General features: G+C 40.8%; 17 protein-coding genes. 3 read left to right on the top strand and 14 right to left on the bottom strand.

Translation table 11 applies throughout. The features are described 5' to 3' along the window. Positions 1-51 precede the first annotated feature (51 nt). Complete coding sequence (locus ACXADT_RS11965) at positions 52-189, top strand: YpzI family protein (protein ID WP_270179073.1); 138 nt, start codon at positions 52-54, stop codon at positions 187-189. Positions 190-237: 48 nt separating this feature from the next. Here ACXADT_RS11965 and rpsA read toward each other — a convergent pair whose 3' ends face one another. The 7 genes from rpsA to prsW all read right to left on the bottom strand — a co-directional run bounded on the left by rpsA (position 238) and on the right by prsW (position 6,077). Further along, complete coding sequence (gene rpsA, locus ACXADT_RS11960; RefSeq protein WP_474835838.1) at positions 238-1,353, bottom strand: 30S ribosomal protein S1; 1,116 nt, start codon at positions 1,351-1,353, stop codon at positions 238-240. 188 nt (positions 1,354-1,541) lie between these two features. Beyond that, positions 1,542-2,123 (bottom strand): lysophospholipid acyltransferase family protein, encoded by a 582-nt coding sequence (locus ACXADT_RS11955; protein WP_270179075.1) that lies wholly within the window; start codon positions 2,121-2,123, stop codon positions 1,542-1,544. Between the two features lie 4 nt (positions 2,124-2,127). Further along, on the bottom strand, positions 2,128-2,799 hold the full coding sequence (cmk, locus tag ACXADT_RS11950) for a (d)CMP kinase (protein WP_270179076.1): 672 nt from the start codon (positions 2,797-2,799) through the stop codon (positions 2,128-2,130). Positions 2,800-2,932: 133 nt separating this feature from the next. Continuing rightward, positions 2,933-3,100, bottom strand: a complete 168-nt coding sequence (locus ACXADT_RS11945; protein ID WP_270179077.1) for a DUF5359 family protein — start codon at positions 3,098-3,100, stop codon at positions 2,933-2,935. Positions 3,101-3,112: 12 nt separating this feature from the next. Next, the gene (ypeB, locus tag ACXADT_RS11940) at positions 3,113-4,462 is read right to left on the bottom strand and encodes a germination protein YpeB (protein WP_474835294.1); all 1,350 of its coding nucleotides are present in this window, start codon (positions 4,460-4,462) and stop codon (positions 3,113-3,115) included. Positions 4,463-4,478: 16 nt separating this feature from the next. Next, positions 4,479-5,267: a spore cortex-lytic enzyme gene (gene sleB / locus ACXADT_RS11935; protein ID WP_270180572.1), complete on the bottom strand. Its 789-nt coding sequence runs from the start codon at positions 5,265-5,267 to the stop codon at positions 4,479-4,481. A gap of 123 nt (positions 5,268-5,390) precedes the next feature. Further along, on the bottom strand, positions 5,391-6,077 hold the full coding sequence (gene prsW, locus ACXADT_RS11930; RefSeq protein WP_270179079.1) for a glutamic-type intramembrane protease PrsW: 687 nt from the start codon (positions 6,075-6,077) through the stop codon (positions 5,391-5,393). A 124-nt stretch (positions 6,078-6,201) separates the two neighbouring features. Here prsW and ACXADT_RS11925 point away from each other — a divergent pair, with 124 nt between their 5' ends. Further along, entirely contained in the window at positions 6,202-7,173 is a 972-nt protein-coding gene (locus ACXADT_RS11925; RefSeq protein ID WP_474835292.1) for an asparaginase, read from the top strand. Between the two features lie 707 nt (positions 7,174-7,880). Here the strand turns inward: ACXADT_RS11925 and ACXADT_RS11920 are convergent. The 3 genes from ACXADT_RS11920 to ACXADT_RS11910 all read right to left on the bottom strand — a co-directional run bounded on the left by ACXADT_RS11920 (position 7,881) and on the right by ACXADT_RS11910 (position 11,480). After that, entirely contained in the window at positions 7,881-8,873 is a 993-nt protein-coding gene (locus ACXADT_RS11920) for a YpdA family putative bacillithiol disulfide reductase (protein ID WP_270179081.1), read from the bottom strand. Positions 8,874-8,990: 117 nt separating this feature from the next. Beyond that, on the bottom strand, positions 8,991-10,271 hold the full coding sequence (locus ACXADT_RS11915; protein ID WP_270179082.1) for a Glu/Leu/Phe/Val family dehydrogenase: 1,281 nt from the start codon (positions 10,269-10,271) through the stop codon (positions 8,991-8,993). 294 nt (positions 10,272-10,565) lie between these two features. Further along, positions 10,566-11,480 (bottom strand): D-alanine--D-alanine ligase, encoded by a 915-nt coding sequence (locus ACXADT_RS11910; protein WP_270179083.1) that lies wholly within the window; start codon positions 11,478-11,480, stop codon positions 10,566-10,568. A gap of 201 nt (positions 11,481-11,681) precedes the next feature. Between ACXADT_RS11910 and ACXADT_RS11905 the strand changes: the two genes are divergently transcribed. Beyond that, positions 11,682-12,395: a PIG-L deacetylase family protein gene (locus tag ACXADT_RS11905; RefSeq protein ID WP_474811371.1), complete on the top strand. Its 714-nt coding sequence runs from the start codon at positions 11,682-11,684 to the stop codon at positions 12,393-12,395. Between the two features lie 45 nt (positions 12,396-12,440). On the opposite strand, the gene ACXADT_RS11900 is transcribed toward ACXADT_RS11905, so the two are convergent. The 4 genes from ACXADT_RS11900 to ACXADT_RS11885 all read right to left on the bottom strand — a co-directional run bounded on the left by ACXADT_RS11900 (position 12,441) and on the right by ACXADT_RS11885 (position 15,306). Continuing rightward, entirely contained in the window at positions 12,441-13,031 is a 591-nt protein-coding gene (locus ACXADT_RS11900; protein ID WP_270179085.1) for a genetic competence negative regulator, read from the bottom strand. 138 nt (positions 13,032-13,169) lie between these two features. Next, positions 13,170-14,081 carry a MerR family transcriptional regulator gene (locus ACXADT_RS11895; RefSeq protein WP_474835461.1) on the bottom strand — a complete coding sequence of 304 codons (912 nt, stop codon included), beginning with the start codon at positions 14,079-14,081 and terminating at the stop codon, positions 13,170-13,172. 77 nt (positions 14,082-14,158) lie between these two features. Further along, positions 14,159-14,917 carry a metallophosphoesterase gene (locus ACXADT_RS11890; RefSeq protein WP_474835459.1) on the bottom strand — a complete coding sequence of 253 codons (759 nt, stop codon included), beginning with the start codon at positions 14,915-14,917 and terminating at the stop codon, positions 14,159-14,161. Continuing rightward, positions 14,914-15,306, bottom strand: coding sequence for a hypothetical protein (locus ACXADT_RS11885; protein ID WP_474811364.1), 393 nt, complete (start codon positions 15,304-15,306; stop codon positions 14,914-14,916). The genes ACXADT_RS11890 and ACXADT_RS11885 overlap by 4 nt, the downstream gene beginning before the upstream one ends. Positions 15,307-15,335 lie beyond the last annotated feature (29 nt).

Below are 15,335 nucleotides of genomic sequence, written 5' to 3'. Positions count from 1 at the left end.
TATAACGTTTTCCCTTTTATTTCATGATAATAAAGCAAAGGAGGGATGATCTTGGGAAGAGATAGGCAGGAGAAAAAACTAAAGAAATCGAAGCGTGTAGAGTCTGATCGTGATCAATCATTAGAATATAAAGGAGCTTCTACAATGGAAGGCCCTGATCACGCAAGAAGAAGAAACGGACAAAAATAATGTTCAACACAAAAAAAAAGCTCTCTGCTGCAGCAGAGAGCTTTATCATTATTTATACTTTTTCAGTTGATCACCGATCATATCTCCAAGAGAAAACGGGGAATTTCCATCTCCATCTTTTTGATATTCTTCAACCTGGCTCGTCACCTGTTCTGCTTCTAGTACTTTAATACTAAGTGAGATGCGCTTCTCATTTAGATTTACATCTAGTACTTTAACTCGAACTTGTTCCCCTTCTGATAGTGCTTCATGAGGGGTACCAATGTGTTTGTTTGAAATCTCAGAAATGTGAACGAGTCCTTCTACTCCAGGTGCAACTTCTACAAATGCACCGAAGCTTACAAGACGTTTAACCGTACCTTCGATTTCTTCCCAAGGTCCAGGCAGCGTTTCTTTAATGGATAGCGAGATACGTTCATTATCTCTATCCACTGATAGAATTTTAACGTTTACCTTTTGTCCTTCTGCAACAACTTCGGACGGGGTTTCAACACGGTGATGTGCCATCTGAGAGATATGCACAAGTCCATCTACTCCACCGATGTCTACAAAAGCACCAAAATCAGTAAGACGTTGAACAGTACCTTCAACGATCTGTCCTGCTTGAAGAGAAGCCAGCGTTTCCTGCTTCTTCACATCCGCTTCTTGTTCTAGCACAGCGCGGTGTGAAAGAATGACTTTTGATTTTTCAGGATCAAATTCAACGATCTTTACACTTAAGGTCTTGCCCTTATAATCTGCAAAATCTTCAACATAGTGGCGCTCGACAAGGGATGCAGGAATAAATCCACGCACTCCAAGGTCAACGACTAGTCCACCTTTAACAACGTCAGCAATCTCTACTTCGAAAGCCTCGCTGTTTTGATATTTTGCTTCGAGCTCATCCCAAGCTTTGTCAGCTTCTACTGCTTTCTTTGAAAGCACTAGCTCGTCCTCAGATAATTTAATCACTTTCACTTCTATTTCATCGCCTTCTGAGAGTGCGTCGCTGACTTTTTCGACGTGAAGGCTTGACAGTTCGCTGATAGGCAGCACTCCATCAATTTTAAAACCCACATCCACCGATGCGTGTTTCTCTTCGACTTTGGAGATCTTTCCAGTCACCACATCTCCAACTTCGAATGATTTGAACTCAGTCATTTCCTGATTCATCTCTTCAACCATTGACAAACTCCTCCTTCAATCCAAAAGAAATAGAACTTTTCAATAATATTTATAAAAGCCTTCCACTTACCATCAGCGAAAGAATTTTATGAAAAGTTAATCACCCTTTCCTTTAACTTTCACTAAAATCAGTCAATTTGTCAAGTGTCCTGCAACATTTATTTATTTTTTTTGAAAATAATGAAATGTTAACGGTTAGCATCGATTAGTTGTTGAATTTCTTTCATGATCGCCTGTGTAGCCTTCTTCGCTGCACCCTGTTCTTCACGGAGAGGTGATAGATCAACAGGTTTTCCATAGATGATCTTTAATTTCCCAAACGGCTTGTAAGACCCCATGATTGCACAAGGTACTACTCTAACCTCTGGGCGAAGTGCGAAAAAACCAGCACCAGATAACCCTTCTCCAAGCTGACCAGTTTTGCTTCTTGTTCCTTCAGGAAACAAACCTACTACTCCGCCATCTTTTAAGATGCCAATTCCACTTCGGAGAGCTTGTTTATCACTCATCCCTCTTTTCACCGGAAAAGCGCCAACCTTATCGATCAACTTACCTAGCACAGGGATCGTAAATAGTTCCGACTTCGCCATAAAACGTACCTGTCGTGGGCACATCGCTCCAACTAGCGGTGGATCAAGGTTGTTAATATGATTTGAACAGAGTAGTATCCCCTTATCAGAAGGGATGTTTTCTTCTCCTACAACGGTTACTCTGTTAAAAAGTTTAAAATAGACTCTGAACAATCCTCTTCCCACATCATATAAGCTCACTGGTTCAAGCCCTCTCTTTCGCTAATAGTAGAATATGATGTACCACTTCAGAAATCGTCATGGACGTTGTATCGATTTCAATCGCATCTTTTGCTTTTACAAGTGGTGCTACCTCACGTTCTGAATCACGTTTATCTCGAAGTGCAATTTCTTCTTTGATCTGATCGTAGTTAGCTTGTACTCCATTATCAACGAGCTCTTTGTAACGACGGGCAGCTCTTTCTTCTACAGATGCACTTAAGAACACCTTTAGTTCCGCTTTAGGAAGCACGTGAGTACCAATATCACGTCCATCCATCACCACACCGCCTTTTTCAGCTAATAGCTGCTGACGTTTCACCATTTCGCCTCTTACTTCACTTTGTCTCGCAACGAAAGAAACGTTGTTCGTAACTTCTAGAGAGCGGATGTCTTCTGTTACATCGATGCTATCGATCAAAACATGTTGGTCCTTCTCACCGAGTTGAAGATCTATGTCAGTTTTATCTAGGAGCTTCTTAAGAACAGGACCATCTTCAAGGTCCGCATTATTCTCGATTGCTTTATAAGTTAGAGCTCGATACATCGCACCAGTATCTATATATAGGAAAGAGAGCTTATCAGCTACTCTTCTTGCTACGGTACTTTTTCCGGCACCTGCTGGTCCATCTATTGCAATATTAATATTTCTTCTCATAAACATCTTTCCCCCATCGTTCATTGGTCACCAAATACGTTCTACAACGTACAAAAAAAGCAGGGATTCCTGCTTTTTTTGTACACTACGTTTCAAGTTAATCATAACACAATCAAAGTAGACGGTCTATTAACTATTGCCGTTTAGAAGGCATCTGTTCGCCGTTCACGACCCCTTCATAATACAATGTTTTGCTCAAATAGATACGAAAGGGTTCATGAGTAAGAAGTGTTTGAGCAATGAGGAGAAACGCGAACTGTATCACAACTAACTTGATCAACAAACGCTCGACTTTCCCCATTTCCTCACCTCACTATAGCTCATCATAATTTGTTTCTGTGCCATCCATCTTTTCAACCTTTTCTTCTCGTAAGTTTTCTGCGTTTATGAAAATGCGATACGTTTCATTATCAATCGTACCCATAAATTCATAACACAATACTTCTTCGTTAAGATCATTTCGGATAACGCCTAACCCTTCCTCCATGATCTGAACACTCTCGTTGATTTGTGCTAAAGCTTCTTCTCTTGACATTGCAGGCTTCGGTAATTCTCTTTTTTGGTGATTGGTTAAATATTCGATCGATTCATATCCAGCAATATCTCCATTATCGAGCGCTACTTTAACATGAACAGCGTCAGGATAGATGTTGATGTCATCCTGTTGATATACGAATGTGAAGACGCCCATCTTATCATACTGACTGCTTTCAGAGATCACCATATTCGTGATGTCATGTTCTTTTAGAAATGCCTCCGCTTTTGAAGCAGCTTCGTTCAAACTGATTTTTTGTTTCCCGATCTTACGGTCCATTAAGATCCAGATCGGATGAGCTCCTTTTTTCGTTACATCAAGATTTACACTAGATTTATTCTTCGAATTCTCGATCGAAAGGCTATATGCCTGATACCCTGCTTTCTCTCCCGTAGAGGTGATATCGATCTTCGCATCACTCTCGATATCCAAGTAGTCGATCACAGCTTTCTTTGCTTCATCTTCAGTAACCTTCTCACCTAGTACGTTATTCGAAAGGTTTTCTTTCTTCTCATTCAACTGGGTGACTTCCGGCCCCCAATTCACATCACTATATCCTTCTACTTGTTTATCAACTGTTTTGAATCCGTCGATGATCGTGTTATCTTGCGCCTGCTTTTCTGAAGCGAGCGCTAACTCGACATCCATCCAACGTAAGTTATGATTGATCACCATGGCCTGTACTTTTCTTAGTTCGTTTTTAATTTCAGTAGCGTGTTTATGCAGCTTTTTAAGCGTGTCATATTCATCATCAGACAAAGGCTTTTCATCAAGGTCTCTAACCGCTACGCGATAGCTAAACTGCCCTATATTTGAAAGAAACTCCTCAGTCTTATTAAAAGGCATCAGGGTCAACGGAAGCTGACCAACATCATTCTGAGCTTCTGAGGTCAATCTCCACACTTCTGCAAGTGCTGGTGATAACCTAGCTCGAGAACTCATCGCAAGAGTCGACCCGATCTTCTCTTCAAGAGCATCAACATGAAAATTCAGCTCATGAAACGCTCGTTGATAGTTGTTTTCGGCATTGATCAACACTGCATTTTTCTCCTGGTGTTCTTTATATCCCCAATAACTTGTCGACACGACGCCAATGGCGAGTGCTCCAATCAATATCGACCTAATCATTATTCAATCACCTCCACTATTCACAGAAAATATGTTTTCCGATTCGTTTGATCTGAGGACGGGTCCAAATCCAACCTGATGTTGCCGTGTTAGGGTTGAAGTAGTAAAGTGCTTCACCCGAAGGATCCCAGCCATTAACTGCATCTAATACTGCTTCTTTCGCCCTATCGTTAGGAGTCAGCCATATCTGTCCATCTGATACTGCAGTGAAAGCACGTGGTTCGAAGATAACGCCCGATACCGTATTCGGAAAAGAAGAGCTTTGCACTCGGTTTAAAATAACTGCAGCTACCGCCACTTGTCCTTCGTACGGCTCACCTCTTGCTTCTCCATAAACAGCGTTCGCCATAAGCTTAATGTCATTTTGTGAATATCCAGCAGGTGTATTCTTACCTTGCGTTGCCTTCGTGCCTCCGTCGCCACCAGAGGTTCCTCCGTAGTTCTTAGGACTTTCTCCCTTATTCACTTTTTGCTTTATCGAAGGATCATATTTCGTCGCTTTGTTTAATTTAGCCTTCATCTCAGAACCTACTAGTCCATCGACGGTCAAGCCAAATTCATGTTGGAAGTTTCGAACTGCCCAATACGTACCCCAACCAAAAACACCATCGATCTTTCCTTTGTAAAACCCGATGTACTGTAACCGTGCTTGTAGCTCGATCACATCATCACCTGTTGCCCCTTTTTGAATAACTTGATTTGAAAATGCGTCTGCTTCGTGATTATGGTCAAGCACCGTCATAAGCGGCACGCATAATAAACCGATTATCAGAGGGATTTTAAATATATTAAATAGCTTCCTCATCATTTGGACCTCCTGATCAATGTGTATTCATGGTTGTAGTTTTTGTATCAAAAGGTATTTTATACAAACCTTCTTTTTAAGATAAACAAAAAAAGATGCCTTTAAGGCACCTTTTATCAAAACTTATATACTTGCATCTTCTTTCGTCTGCATCAACTTGGCCTGATTAATATCTGCCACTTTTATTTTTCTAAGTCCGATCGACCATAATACTAGCATGAAAGGTATCATGATATAGATCATGTTGGTATTGAACTGAAGAATGAGGTAATTATACGTCCCGTGGAACAAAACAGGTATAAGAAGAGACAAGATGATCCACTTCAATACTTTGTTTTGCAGCGAAAACTTTCCTCTACCTAAATAAGATCCCATGATGACCCCAAACAAAGCGTGACTAGAAACAGGCAACAGAGCACGCCACCAGGCTTCTTGAATGCCATAAGCGAATAGAAAGAAAACATTCTCTACTGATGCAAAGCCTAGCGATATCGCGACACCGTAAACGATCCCGTCATAAAAGTCACTGAATTCAAGATGTATGTACACGGTAAAATAAAAGATAAACCATTTTAGAAACTCCTCAAGCAATCCTGACATGATATAAGATTGACTAAAAGGAGATTGCAGGAATTGTTCAACTTTAAAACCATGCTGGATAACCATCACTGGAAATACGAGCATAGCACCGAATACAAAGCTCCTGACTACTGGTCTGATGGGCTCAGACTCATACTGATGGTGTTTTAAATAAAAAAAACAAAGAAGCGCAATACCTGGAGCGATTCCAGCAGTTATAGCCGCTAACATAGGCTTTCCCCATTTCTACACGGTAGATGATGAAAAAGCAACTTTATCATACCTATACTTTTCTTATCGTACCATGTTACTTTATTTATGGAAACTAAATAAAATTTGGCCTGAGGTGAGATTTTTGAGCAAAATACTTGTGCTACACACTGGTGGAACAATCGCGATGGAGGAAAATGGAGAATCTGGAGCTGTCAGTCCAGGAGAAAGAAATCCTTTAAACGCAACATTAGGTGACCTCATCCACGATGTGGATCTTATCGTCGATGACTTTATTAACATTCCTTCCCCACATATGAACCCTGAGCTGATGTTTCAGATTGCTGAACGCATTGAAAACAAAATAAAAAAAGAACATATTAGCGGAGTAGTCGTCACTCATGGAACCGATACTCTAGAAGAAACTGCTTATTTACTTGATCTTATCTTACAAACTGACCTACCAGTCGTGATGACTGGAGCGATGAGGTCTAGCAATGAAATTGGGTCTGATGGCCCGTATAATCTGATTTCCTCTTTGAAGGTTGCATCCTGTCAGGAAGCGAAAGGAAAAGGCGTACTCGTTGTGTTGAACGATGAAATACATACGGCAAAAAACGTTACGAAAACGCACACGAGCAACGTTTCAACATTTCAAAGTCCACAATACGGCCCGATCGGAATCGTCACAAAGCAGCGTGTCCATTTCCATCATACTTTGACGAACCGTGATCGCTATCATATTTCGAAACTAAGCAAAACAGTCATGCTTCTAAAAGCGTATGCAGGAATGGACTCTCAACTCCTTCAAGCTGCTGGAGAGCTTGGAATCAACGGCATCGTCATCGAAGCATTGGGTCAAGGAAATCTTCCCCCACAGACAGTCGACGGGATAAAGCAATTACGAAAAAAAGGGATCGCTGTTGTGATGGTTTCGAGATGTTTCAATGGCATCGTGCAGGACGTCTATGGATATGAAGGTGGAGGGAAGCATTTGAAGGAACTCGGAGTTGTTTTCTCAAATGGACTCAATGGACAAAAAGCAAGGTTGAAGCTCTTAGTAGCCCTAGAAGCCACTGAAGATTTAAATGAGTTACAGCAACTATTCTTAAGATAATTAAAAAGAAATCAAGAGGAATTCGATCTCATACGTTAAAGAGACCCATTTTATTATTCGGTGCTCCCGATACCGTAGTCGATGACGATCGCATGCTTTCCGCGGACGAACGTCCAAGCCCGAGGTGAAATCCACACCCCGGTCTCGGCCGCCCGTACGACCGCAGGAGTCCGCGATCGTCTCTCCTACTTGATGAGAATTTATCCACAACAAACGTTCCGTCCAATGGTTAAACAGAAAACTATTTCACTATCCATCAACATTAATTAAATTGGAAAGAATCATCTACTTTTAAGAGTTTCTCTACACTCTGAGCCTATCTTTTTAGATAGGCTTTCAGCTTGTGGAGAAACCTATGTCATTATTCAGGGCTCCCTATGCCGTAGTCGATTGCTCGCTTTCTGCGGACGAACGTCCAACACCGAGTTGAAACCCACACCCCAGTCTCGGCCGCCGGTTCTACCGCAGGAGTCTGCGATCGTCTCTCCTACTGGAAGGAATAAATCCAAAATCAACACTCCGTCCCAATAATTTAACAGTCGAATATGGCAATTCTGACCTTCCTTTTATCCATCAACGTTATTTGAAAGGAAAGAATCAACTTCTCTTTTTGCAACACCAAGTACCCTCTAAAAAACACTCATCCTACGTGGATGAGTGTCAGCTTGTAGAATAACCCCGGTTCTACAAGCTAAAAGCCTATCTTTTTAGATAGGCTTTCTTGCTTTGTCGATAATATCGTTCGCTATTTGTGCGCCGTGGTGTCGGCCATTCTCAATAAATATTTCATTCGCGTTGTTTCCTGCAGCGATAACACCAGCAATGTAGCACCCTTCTACATTCGTTTCCATCGTTTCAGGGTCAAACGCAGGTCTGCCAGATGCTTCATCGATGTCGATGCCAATCTTCGTTAAGAACGAATGATCTGGATGATAACCTGTCATGGCAAAAACAAAATCATTCGCGATCGTTTGTTTTTCTCCATTCACAGTAATCACAACTTCTTTTTCACGAACTTCAACTAACTCAGCATTAAACGCCATCTGCACTTTTCCATTTCGCACTAATGCTTCAAACTCAGGTAAGATCCATGGTTTAATGCTTTTCGAATACTCTCCCTGTCGATAGAGAACGGTCACGCGCGCTCCAGCTTTTTCAAGCTCCAATGCAGCATCAACAGCGGAGTTTTTACCACCAACGACAACAACATCTTTATTGAAGTAAGGATGTGGCTCTTTAAAATAATGCATCACTTTATCAAGATCTTCTCCAGGAATACCCATATAGTTTGGGCTATCATAATACCCAGTCGCGATGACCACATGTTTTGCTCGATAAGTGATCTCCTTCGATTCATGTAGCTTCTCAGACTCAATGACAAATCCATCATTTTCTGTTTCGATCTTATTAACCTTTTCATATGAATGGATTCGAAGGTTTTTTCTTTTCGCAACATCTCTATAATATGCGAGCGCCTGGTTACGCTTCGGTTTTCTCTCTTCAATAATGAACGGTACTTCACCTATTTCAAGCTTTTCACTTGAGCTGAAAAACGTCTGGTGTGTGGGATAATGATAGATCGCATTTACGATATTCCCTTTTTCTATGATCAATGGATCAAACCCTTTGTTTTGAAGTTCAATCGCTGCTGACATACCACACGGACCAGCTCCAATAATGATTACCTGCTCTTCTCTCATATTCCCTCACTCCTGCAACAATCCATATAAACGGTTTATTTCTTTTTTATTGTACTCATTACAACCAAAAAATTCCCTACCTGAATGATAGGGAATTTCTGTCGCAATATCAACTATTTAAATCCAACCACGGAAGCGAGACGCTTCAGCCATTTTTCGAACACCGACCATATATGCTGAAAGCCTCATGTTTACACGTCTAGTTTCAGAAGTTCTATAGATCGAGTTGAATGCGTTTACCATGACCTTTTCAAGCTTTGCCTCAACTTCTTCTTCGGTCCAATAGTAACCCTGGTTATTCTGTACCCATTCGAAGTAAGATACCGTTACTCCACCAGAACTAGCAAGAACATCTGGTACTAGTAAGATGTCCCTTTCGGTTAAGATCTTAGTCGCCTCAATCGTTGTCGGTCCATTTGCAGCCTCAACGACGATGCTCGCTTTGATCTGATGGGCATTCTCTTCTGTGATCTGATTTTCAATCGCTGCAGGAACTAGAATATCACAGTCAAGTTCTAGAAGCTCTTTATTACTAATCGTTTCTTTGAAGAGTTTCGTTACTGTTCCAAAGCTGTCGCGACGATCTAATAAGTAATCGATATCAAGGCCTTCTGGATCGTGAAGCGCTCCATATGCATCTGAAATACCAACGATTTTTGCGCCAGCATCATGCATAAACTTCGCAAGGAAACTACCTGCGTTACCAAATCCTTGAATGACGACGCGAGCTCCTTCGATCTTAATGCCTTTCTTCTTAGCTGCTTCGCGTATGCAGATCGTTACACCTTTTGCTGTTGCTGATTCACGCCCATGCGAACCACCGAGCACAAGCGGTTTACCTGTGATAAAGCCAGGAGAATCAAACTCACGAATACGGCTGTACTCATCCATCATCCAGGCCATGATCTGTGAATTTGTAAACACGTCTGGAGCTGGAATATCTTTAGTAGGGCCAACGATTTGGCTGATTGCTCTTACGTAGCCGCGACTTAACCTTTCAAGCTCTCTGAAAGACATTTCTCGAGGGTCGCAGATGATTCCGCCTTTTCCTCCACCATATGGTAAATCAACAATTCCAGCTTTAAGGCTCATCCAAACAGAAAGTGCTTTCACTTCAGTTTCCGTTACATCCGGATGAAAGCGAACCCCACCTTTAGTAGGACCAACCGAATCGTTGTGCTGAGCACGATATCCAGTAAAGATTTTTATAGATCCGTCATCCATTCGCACAGGGATACGGACTGTCATCAACCTCATAGGTTCTTTTAGAAGTTCAAAAACCTCTTTTGGATAGCCCAACTTATCAAGTGCTTCATTTATGACCGATTGCGTCGACTCTAATACATCCCTTTTCTTTTTGTTACCTTGTCCGTTATCTGTTTCGTTTTTGTCGACCATTACTTAACCTCCCATAACTATGCCCTTACTGTGGTGTCTTCATAAAAGATCCGATTAGGTGACCTTTGACCCATTTACATCTAACATTGTTCAGTTTTTTGGTTTCATTAATATCTAGAATACTCTAATGTCTTGCTTTCAAAACATAGTATACACGTTTAGGTATCCTATGAGAAGGTATTCCGTCCACATTTTATGCAATTTGTTTCACAAATTTGCAAACGCTTACTAGGTGGGCCCATATTGCTATTCGAAAAAAACCTCACAGTGATGTGTGAGGTTTTATATAGCAATTTACTTTTTCAACCCGAGTTGAAGCAGCTGTTCGATCATCTCTTCATACGAATAGCCAATTTCCTTAGCCGCATCAGGGTAAAGACTCGTAGGTGTCATGCCTGGCAATGTATTTACTTCAAGAAAAACGGGCTTAGAGCCATCTTTAGGGATAATGTAATCCACCCTTGAGTATGTTTCACAACCTAGCAATTCATGTGCAAGAACAGACTCCTCCTGAATCATCGTTGTATACTCTTCTGTAATACGTGCAGGAACGATATGTTCACTGCCACCCTCTGCGTATTTCGATTCATAATCATAATATGCGTTACGAGGTACGATCTCAACGACAGGCAATGCTCGCACATTACCTTTCTCACCTAAAACAGCAACAGTGACCTCTGTCCCAGAAATGAACTCCTCAAGGATAACCTTTGTATCAAAACGGAAGGCTTCATCGATTCCTCTTACCAACTCATCTTCTGAATGAGCGATCGTTAACCCTATTGTAGACCCTTCACTGTTAGGCTTTACAACAACAGGAAAATCAAATGGAAGGTCGAGGTTTTCATAGCTGTCGCCTCTCTCCAACACAAGGTCTTTAGCAAGTCGAATACTCGTATCGTTTAGTACTTTTTTACTTTTTGCTTTATCCATGGCTACAGCTGAACCGAGTACACCAGAACCAACATATGGGATCTCTAGCATATCGAGTAACCCTTGAATTCTTCCATCTTCACCAAATCTACCATGAAGGCCGATGAAAACCATATCGACATCTAATTTTAAAATTTCGCTAATTTTATCTGGATGAAAATCAATTCCGATTACTTCATGACCATTATGTTCGAGTGCGGCTATGATTCCTTTCCCGCTCGATAGGGATACTTCTCTTTCGGCAGATGTTCCACCATATAGTACTGCAACTTTCATGATCAAATACCTCCTGGGCTACATTTATGTACATCATTATATTCGTTATTCACCTAATTGGAACAGTTAAAAACTTCTCTCATCATACCATGTTTTCTTGTAATGTGTGGCTGGTAATTCATCACCTCGAACAAAGAATTGGAAATCACGCCACCTGTTCCGTATACTTGCACTATCTTCAATAAGAAAGGATCTACCACTATGTCAAAGACAATTCTATTTGCATTCGCCCATCCTGATGATGAATCATTCACATGTGGGGGTACAATACTTGAGCTTTCTAAGCAGAAGGATACCAAAACAATTCTATATAGTGCTACTGCAGGTGATGCAGGGAAGTGTGGTGAACCTCCTTTGTGCACGCGTGACGACCTCGCAAACGTTCGTAGAAATGAACTACAAGAGGCGGCTGCTCATCTAGGGATCGATGAACTCGTTATCGATGACTATCCGGATGGAAAGTTAAGTGAACTTGCACCTCATACACTAAAAAACAGAATCATCACCCTACTAGACAATTATCAGCCTGACGCCGTCGTTACGTTCCCGCCACACGGGCTATCTGGGCACAGCGACCATACAGCGATACAGGAAGCATGTTTAGAAGCTGTTCAAGAATCACCAAACAGCGTAAAAGAACTATACTATGCTACGCTACCACAATCACTCGCAACTAAAACAGGAAACCCAGCGTTTGCTGATCCTGATGAAAACATCACGCTAATGAAATCCTTCACAGAGGAACATATGAAGAACGTACAGCTTGCTCTCCTTGCACATAAAACTCAGCACCTATCAGTGGAGCGAGTATTTCCATCTATCCACAATCAGAGTGGATTTACTAAATTTGAAAACAAAGAATACTTCATAAGAGCATGGGAGAGCGACTCAAAGACAGATCCCATTCTTTCATAGTTCATAAGAATAGCCTTCCGCGCGTTTTCTCCGGAAGGCTTATTTTTATTGAAAGTAGTGATTCAATTGTTTTACAGCTTCAGAGTGCATCAGTGTTTTTCCATATTCAATAACACGATAACTTGTGATTGTAGATGGATTACCGAATTCAGCTAATAGCGCGATGAGCGTATCTAACTCCATGTCACCGATTTCCTCTTCGTTAATCTTCAAATAGAATTGTTGTTGGTACGAATAAAGAATTCCACCTTCAACACCTACATCAAGTAAACGTTTCGAAAGACCGATCACATCTTCGAACGTATTAAATTCATAAAATACTTCATCGCTTTCATCAAGCGTAACCTGCATTTCGATGTATTCATCGTTGTAATCATCTTCAAAATCGGTTTCTTTCGAGCCTTTTGTAACGATTACGACCATACCTTGAGCAGGCAATGAAAACACTTCAACTGCGATAGGGCCATCTACTTTAAAGCCTAGTTCATCGTCTGCTTCCATAATCATTTCTCTGAATAACTTATGGACCTTTGGCACGTCCTGCCATAATTCTTCTTTCGTTATTCCTCGCTCGTTCAAATCGTCATAAGTGAGAAATATCTTAATTTTGTCGTATGTTAAACGTTCAAGACGCATCTAATTCCCCCCTACCGTCTGTCACCAGCATATCCTTTAACATAATATATGTGATATTACATAGATGGTTCTTGCTTGACGATATTCTTATAGTTTACACCGTATTGGGAATGTTAGACAAGTCCTGTACTTCCTATACTAAATTGAAAGTTTATGAAGCTTGTGTTTTATCCATACATCCCATTCATCTTTATTCTTTCCAACGAAATAGTGATCATAAGCTTGTCTCTTTTCTCCATGTAGATGTAGAAGTGCTCCTCCTCCAACACCGATTGTTAAATCCGGGAACTTATTATCGAGCCGATCGATCAAGTTCAAACATTTAGGTAGATTTGACATGAGGGTGCAGGATAAGAACAATATACTAGGTGCAGTGTCTTCCACTACGATTTCAATGTCTTTTTCAGGAATGCTAGGACCTAAGTAAATCACTTCAAAGCCTTTCCTTCTAAGGTATAACGTGAAGATTAAAAGTCCTAATTCATGGTACTCATCTGTTGAACATACCGCCATAACCTTAGGAAGGTATCCATCGATCGGCAAGGTATGAAAAATCATGCCTATTCTCGATCGTAAAAATGCAGTAGCGAAATGTTCATGTGCAACTGTGATCTTTTCACTTTCCCATAGTTCTCCTACTCGAACTTGAAGCTGCCCTAGGATATCTTGTACAACTTTATCAATACTAAAAAGTGAAAAGGCTTGATTTAACAATTCCTGTGCTTTGTTTTCTTCAAATGCAAGCAAGGCTTCCAAAATATCATCTGACAACACGTGAGCACGATCTCGACTTAACTCTGAAGCATCCGAGTGTGGCTCTGTATTTCCATCCTCAAGCAATTCTACTGCTTGACTGATCGTAAAGCCTTGTTCTGTCTTTTGGACTAACCATTTCAAAACCGATAAATGCTCATCTGAATAGAGGCGATGACCAGCATCATTTCTTATAGGAGAAATAATATTGTACCGTCTCTCCCATGCTCTTAACGTTCCAGGTTGTATACCTAGTTTTTTAGAGACTGCTTTAATATTATATTTACCATCCGACATAGCCCTCTACTCCTCTACTATTCATTCATCATACTCAGTATAAGGGATGGATGATGTTTGTGTAAACTTTGTATAAGTTATTTCCTCTTTAATGTAAAAACATGTGACTCAGCAGGTGCCATCAGTCTTAACGGAAGTGTGGTGGTACCGTATCCGTTACTGATCACAACAGTCGTTTCTCCAACTTGTTTTATTCCGCCTTTTTCACGTAATCCCCATCCTAAAAGTCTAATCTGACCACCATGCGTATGACCTGAAAGTAAAAGCTTAATATCTGAATCATTTGTAAGCTCATGTTTGATATCAGGGTTATGACTGATTAATATCTTCATCGGTGCTTTCGCTTTTGAACAAGCTTCTTGAAGAGAGTGGTTGTGTGTCGAGAGGTCGTCGATGCCTACTAGACTTATTTCATCTTCATTTTTCGTGATGGTTTCAGATGTGTTTTTTAAAATCGTAATATTACTTTTAACAAGTATCCGTTCTAGACGATCTGGATCTTCTTCGTAATCATTGTTCCCCCAAACGAAATAACATGGAGCAACCTTCCTTAGATCTTCTAAATTTTCCTGTACCTTTTCAAAAGAGACGCCCTTTTCCATCACATCTCCTCCGATGACAACAATATCTACTACTCCCTTAACCTCATCGATGATGCTTTCCGAAATCCTGCGGTTATGTAAATCTGATATGAAGAAGATGGTGAAGGACTCGAACTCATCAGGCAGCCCTTCAAGGAAAAGTTCTTTTCTCACAACCCTATTTAAATGTGCTTCGATCCACATATAGATCAACAGCAGCACAGAGGCTGCTGCAAAGAATAAGACCACCATCATATTTCAACGCCCCTCCTAAATTTCTTAGCTGCCCTTGCTGCTTCAATGTTGGCAGATAATACACCGTACATTGTAGCCATGATAAGAGAAGCAATTGATAACCAAACGTTTTTTTCAAACAATACCCAGTACATTGCTGACAATAAACCAAATTCCAAAAGAACTGCTCCTATTCGTGCCTTAATACCCTGAGAAATTACGTTTTCAAGTTGATTTCGAATGATACTTGCAACTGCTAAGAAACCGAATAAGAAACAAAGCGCACCAGCACCATAACGAAAACTATTCAACATTAAGTCTGTAAACGTAATGGACTTAAATACAAGCGTTTCTTCTGCAATATACAGTAAACCAAATGATGATAGTAAACGCAAAAAAGAAAGCAGCATAGAAAAAACCTCCCCCTCTATATCTATGA

This window comes from Anaerobacillus sp. ABR4_321, assembly GCF_056158505.1.
Note: the sequence above shows the minus strand (reverse complement) of the source record. Positions and strands in the feature narration are given on the sequence as shown.

What these genes read in the sequence shown, in the direction of transcription:
- rpsA (WP_474835838.1), bottom strand. Translation starts at nt 1,353, where the DNA reads ATGGTTGAAGAGATGAATCAGGAAATGACTGAGTTCAAATCATTCGAA.
- cmk (WP_270179076.1), bottom strand. Translation starts at nt 2,799, where the DNA reads ATGAGAAGAAATATTAATATTGCAATAGATGGACCAGCAGGTGCCGGA.
- ACXADT_RS11945 (WP_270179077.1), bottom strand. Translation starts at nt 3,100, where the DNA reads ATGGGGAAAGTCGAGCGTTTGTTGATCAAGTTAGTTGTGATACAGTTC.
- ypeB (WP_474835294.1), bottom strand. Translation starts at nt 4,462, where the DNA reads ATGATTAGGTCGATATTGATTGGAGCACTCGCCATTGGCGTCGTGTCG.
- sleB (WP_270180572.1), bottom strand. Translation starts at nt 5,267, where the DNA reads ATGAGGAAGCTATTTAATATATTTAAAATCCCTCTGATAATCGGTTTA.
- prsW (WP_270179079.1), bottom strand. Translation starts at nt 6,077, where the DNA reads ATGTTAGCGGCTATAACTGCTGGAATCGCTCCAGGTATTGCGCTTCTT.
- ACXADT_RS11920 (WP_270179081.1), bottom strand. Translation starts at nt 8,873, where the DNA reads ATGAGAGAAGAGCAGGTAATCATTATTGGAGCTGGTCCGTGTGGTATG.
- ACXADT_RS11915 (WP_270179082.1), bottom strand. Translation starts at nt 10,271, where the DNA reads ATGGTCGACAAAAACGAAACAGATAACGGACAAGGTAACAAAAAGAAA.
- ACXADT_RS11910 (WP_270179083.1), bottom strand. Translation starts at nt 11,480, where the DNA reads ATGAAAGTTGCAGTACTATATGGTGGAACATCTGCCGAAAGAGAAGTA.
- ACXADT_RS11905 (WP_474811371.1), top strand. Translation starts at nt 11,682, where the DNA reads ATGTCAAAGACAATTCTATTTGCATTCGCCCATCCTGATGATGAATCA.
- ACXADT_RS11900 (WP_270179085.1), bottom strand. Translation starts at nt 13,031, where the DNA reads ATGCGTCTTGAACGTTTAACATACGACAAAATTAAGATATTTCTCACT.
- ACXADT_RS11895 (WP_474835461.1), bottom strand. Translation starts at nt 14,081, where the DNA reads ATGTCGGATGGTAAATATAATATTAAAGCAGTCTCTAAAAAACTAGGT.
- ACXADT_RS11890 (WP_474835459.1), bottom strand. Translation starts at nt 14,917, where the DNA reads ATGATGGTGGTCTTATTCTTTGCAGCAGCCTCTGTGCTGCTGTTGATC.
- ACXADT_RS11885 (WP_474811364.1), bottom strand. Translation starts at nt 15,306, where the DNA reads ATGCTGCTTTCTTTTTTGCGTTTACTATCATCATTTGGTTTACTGTAT.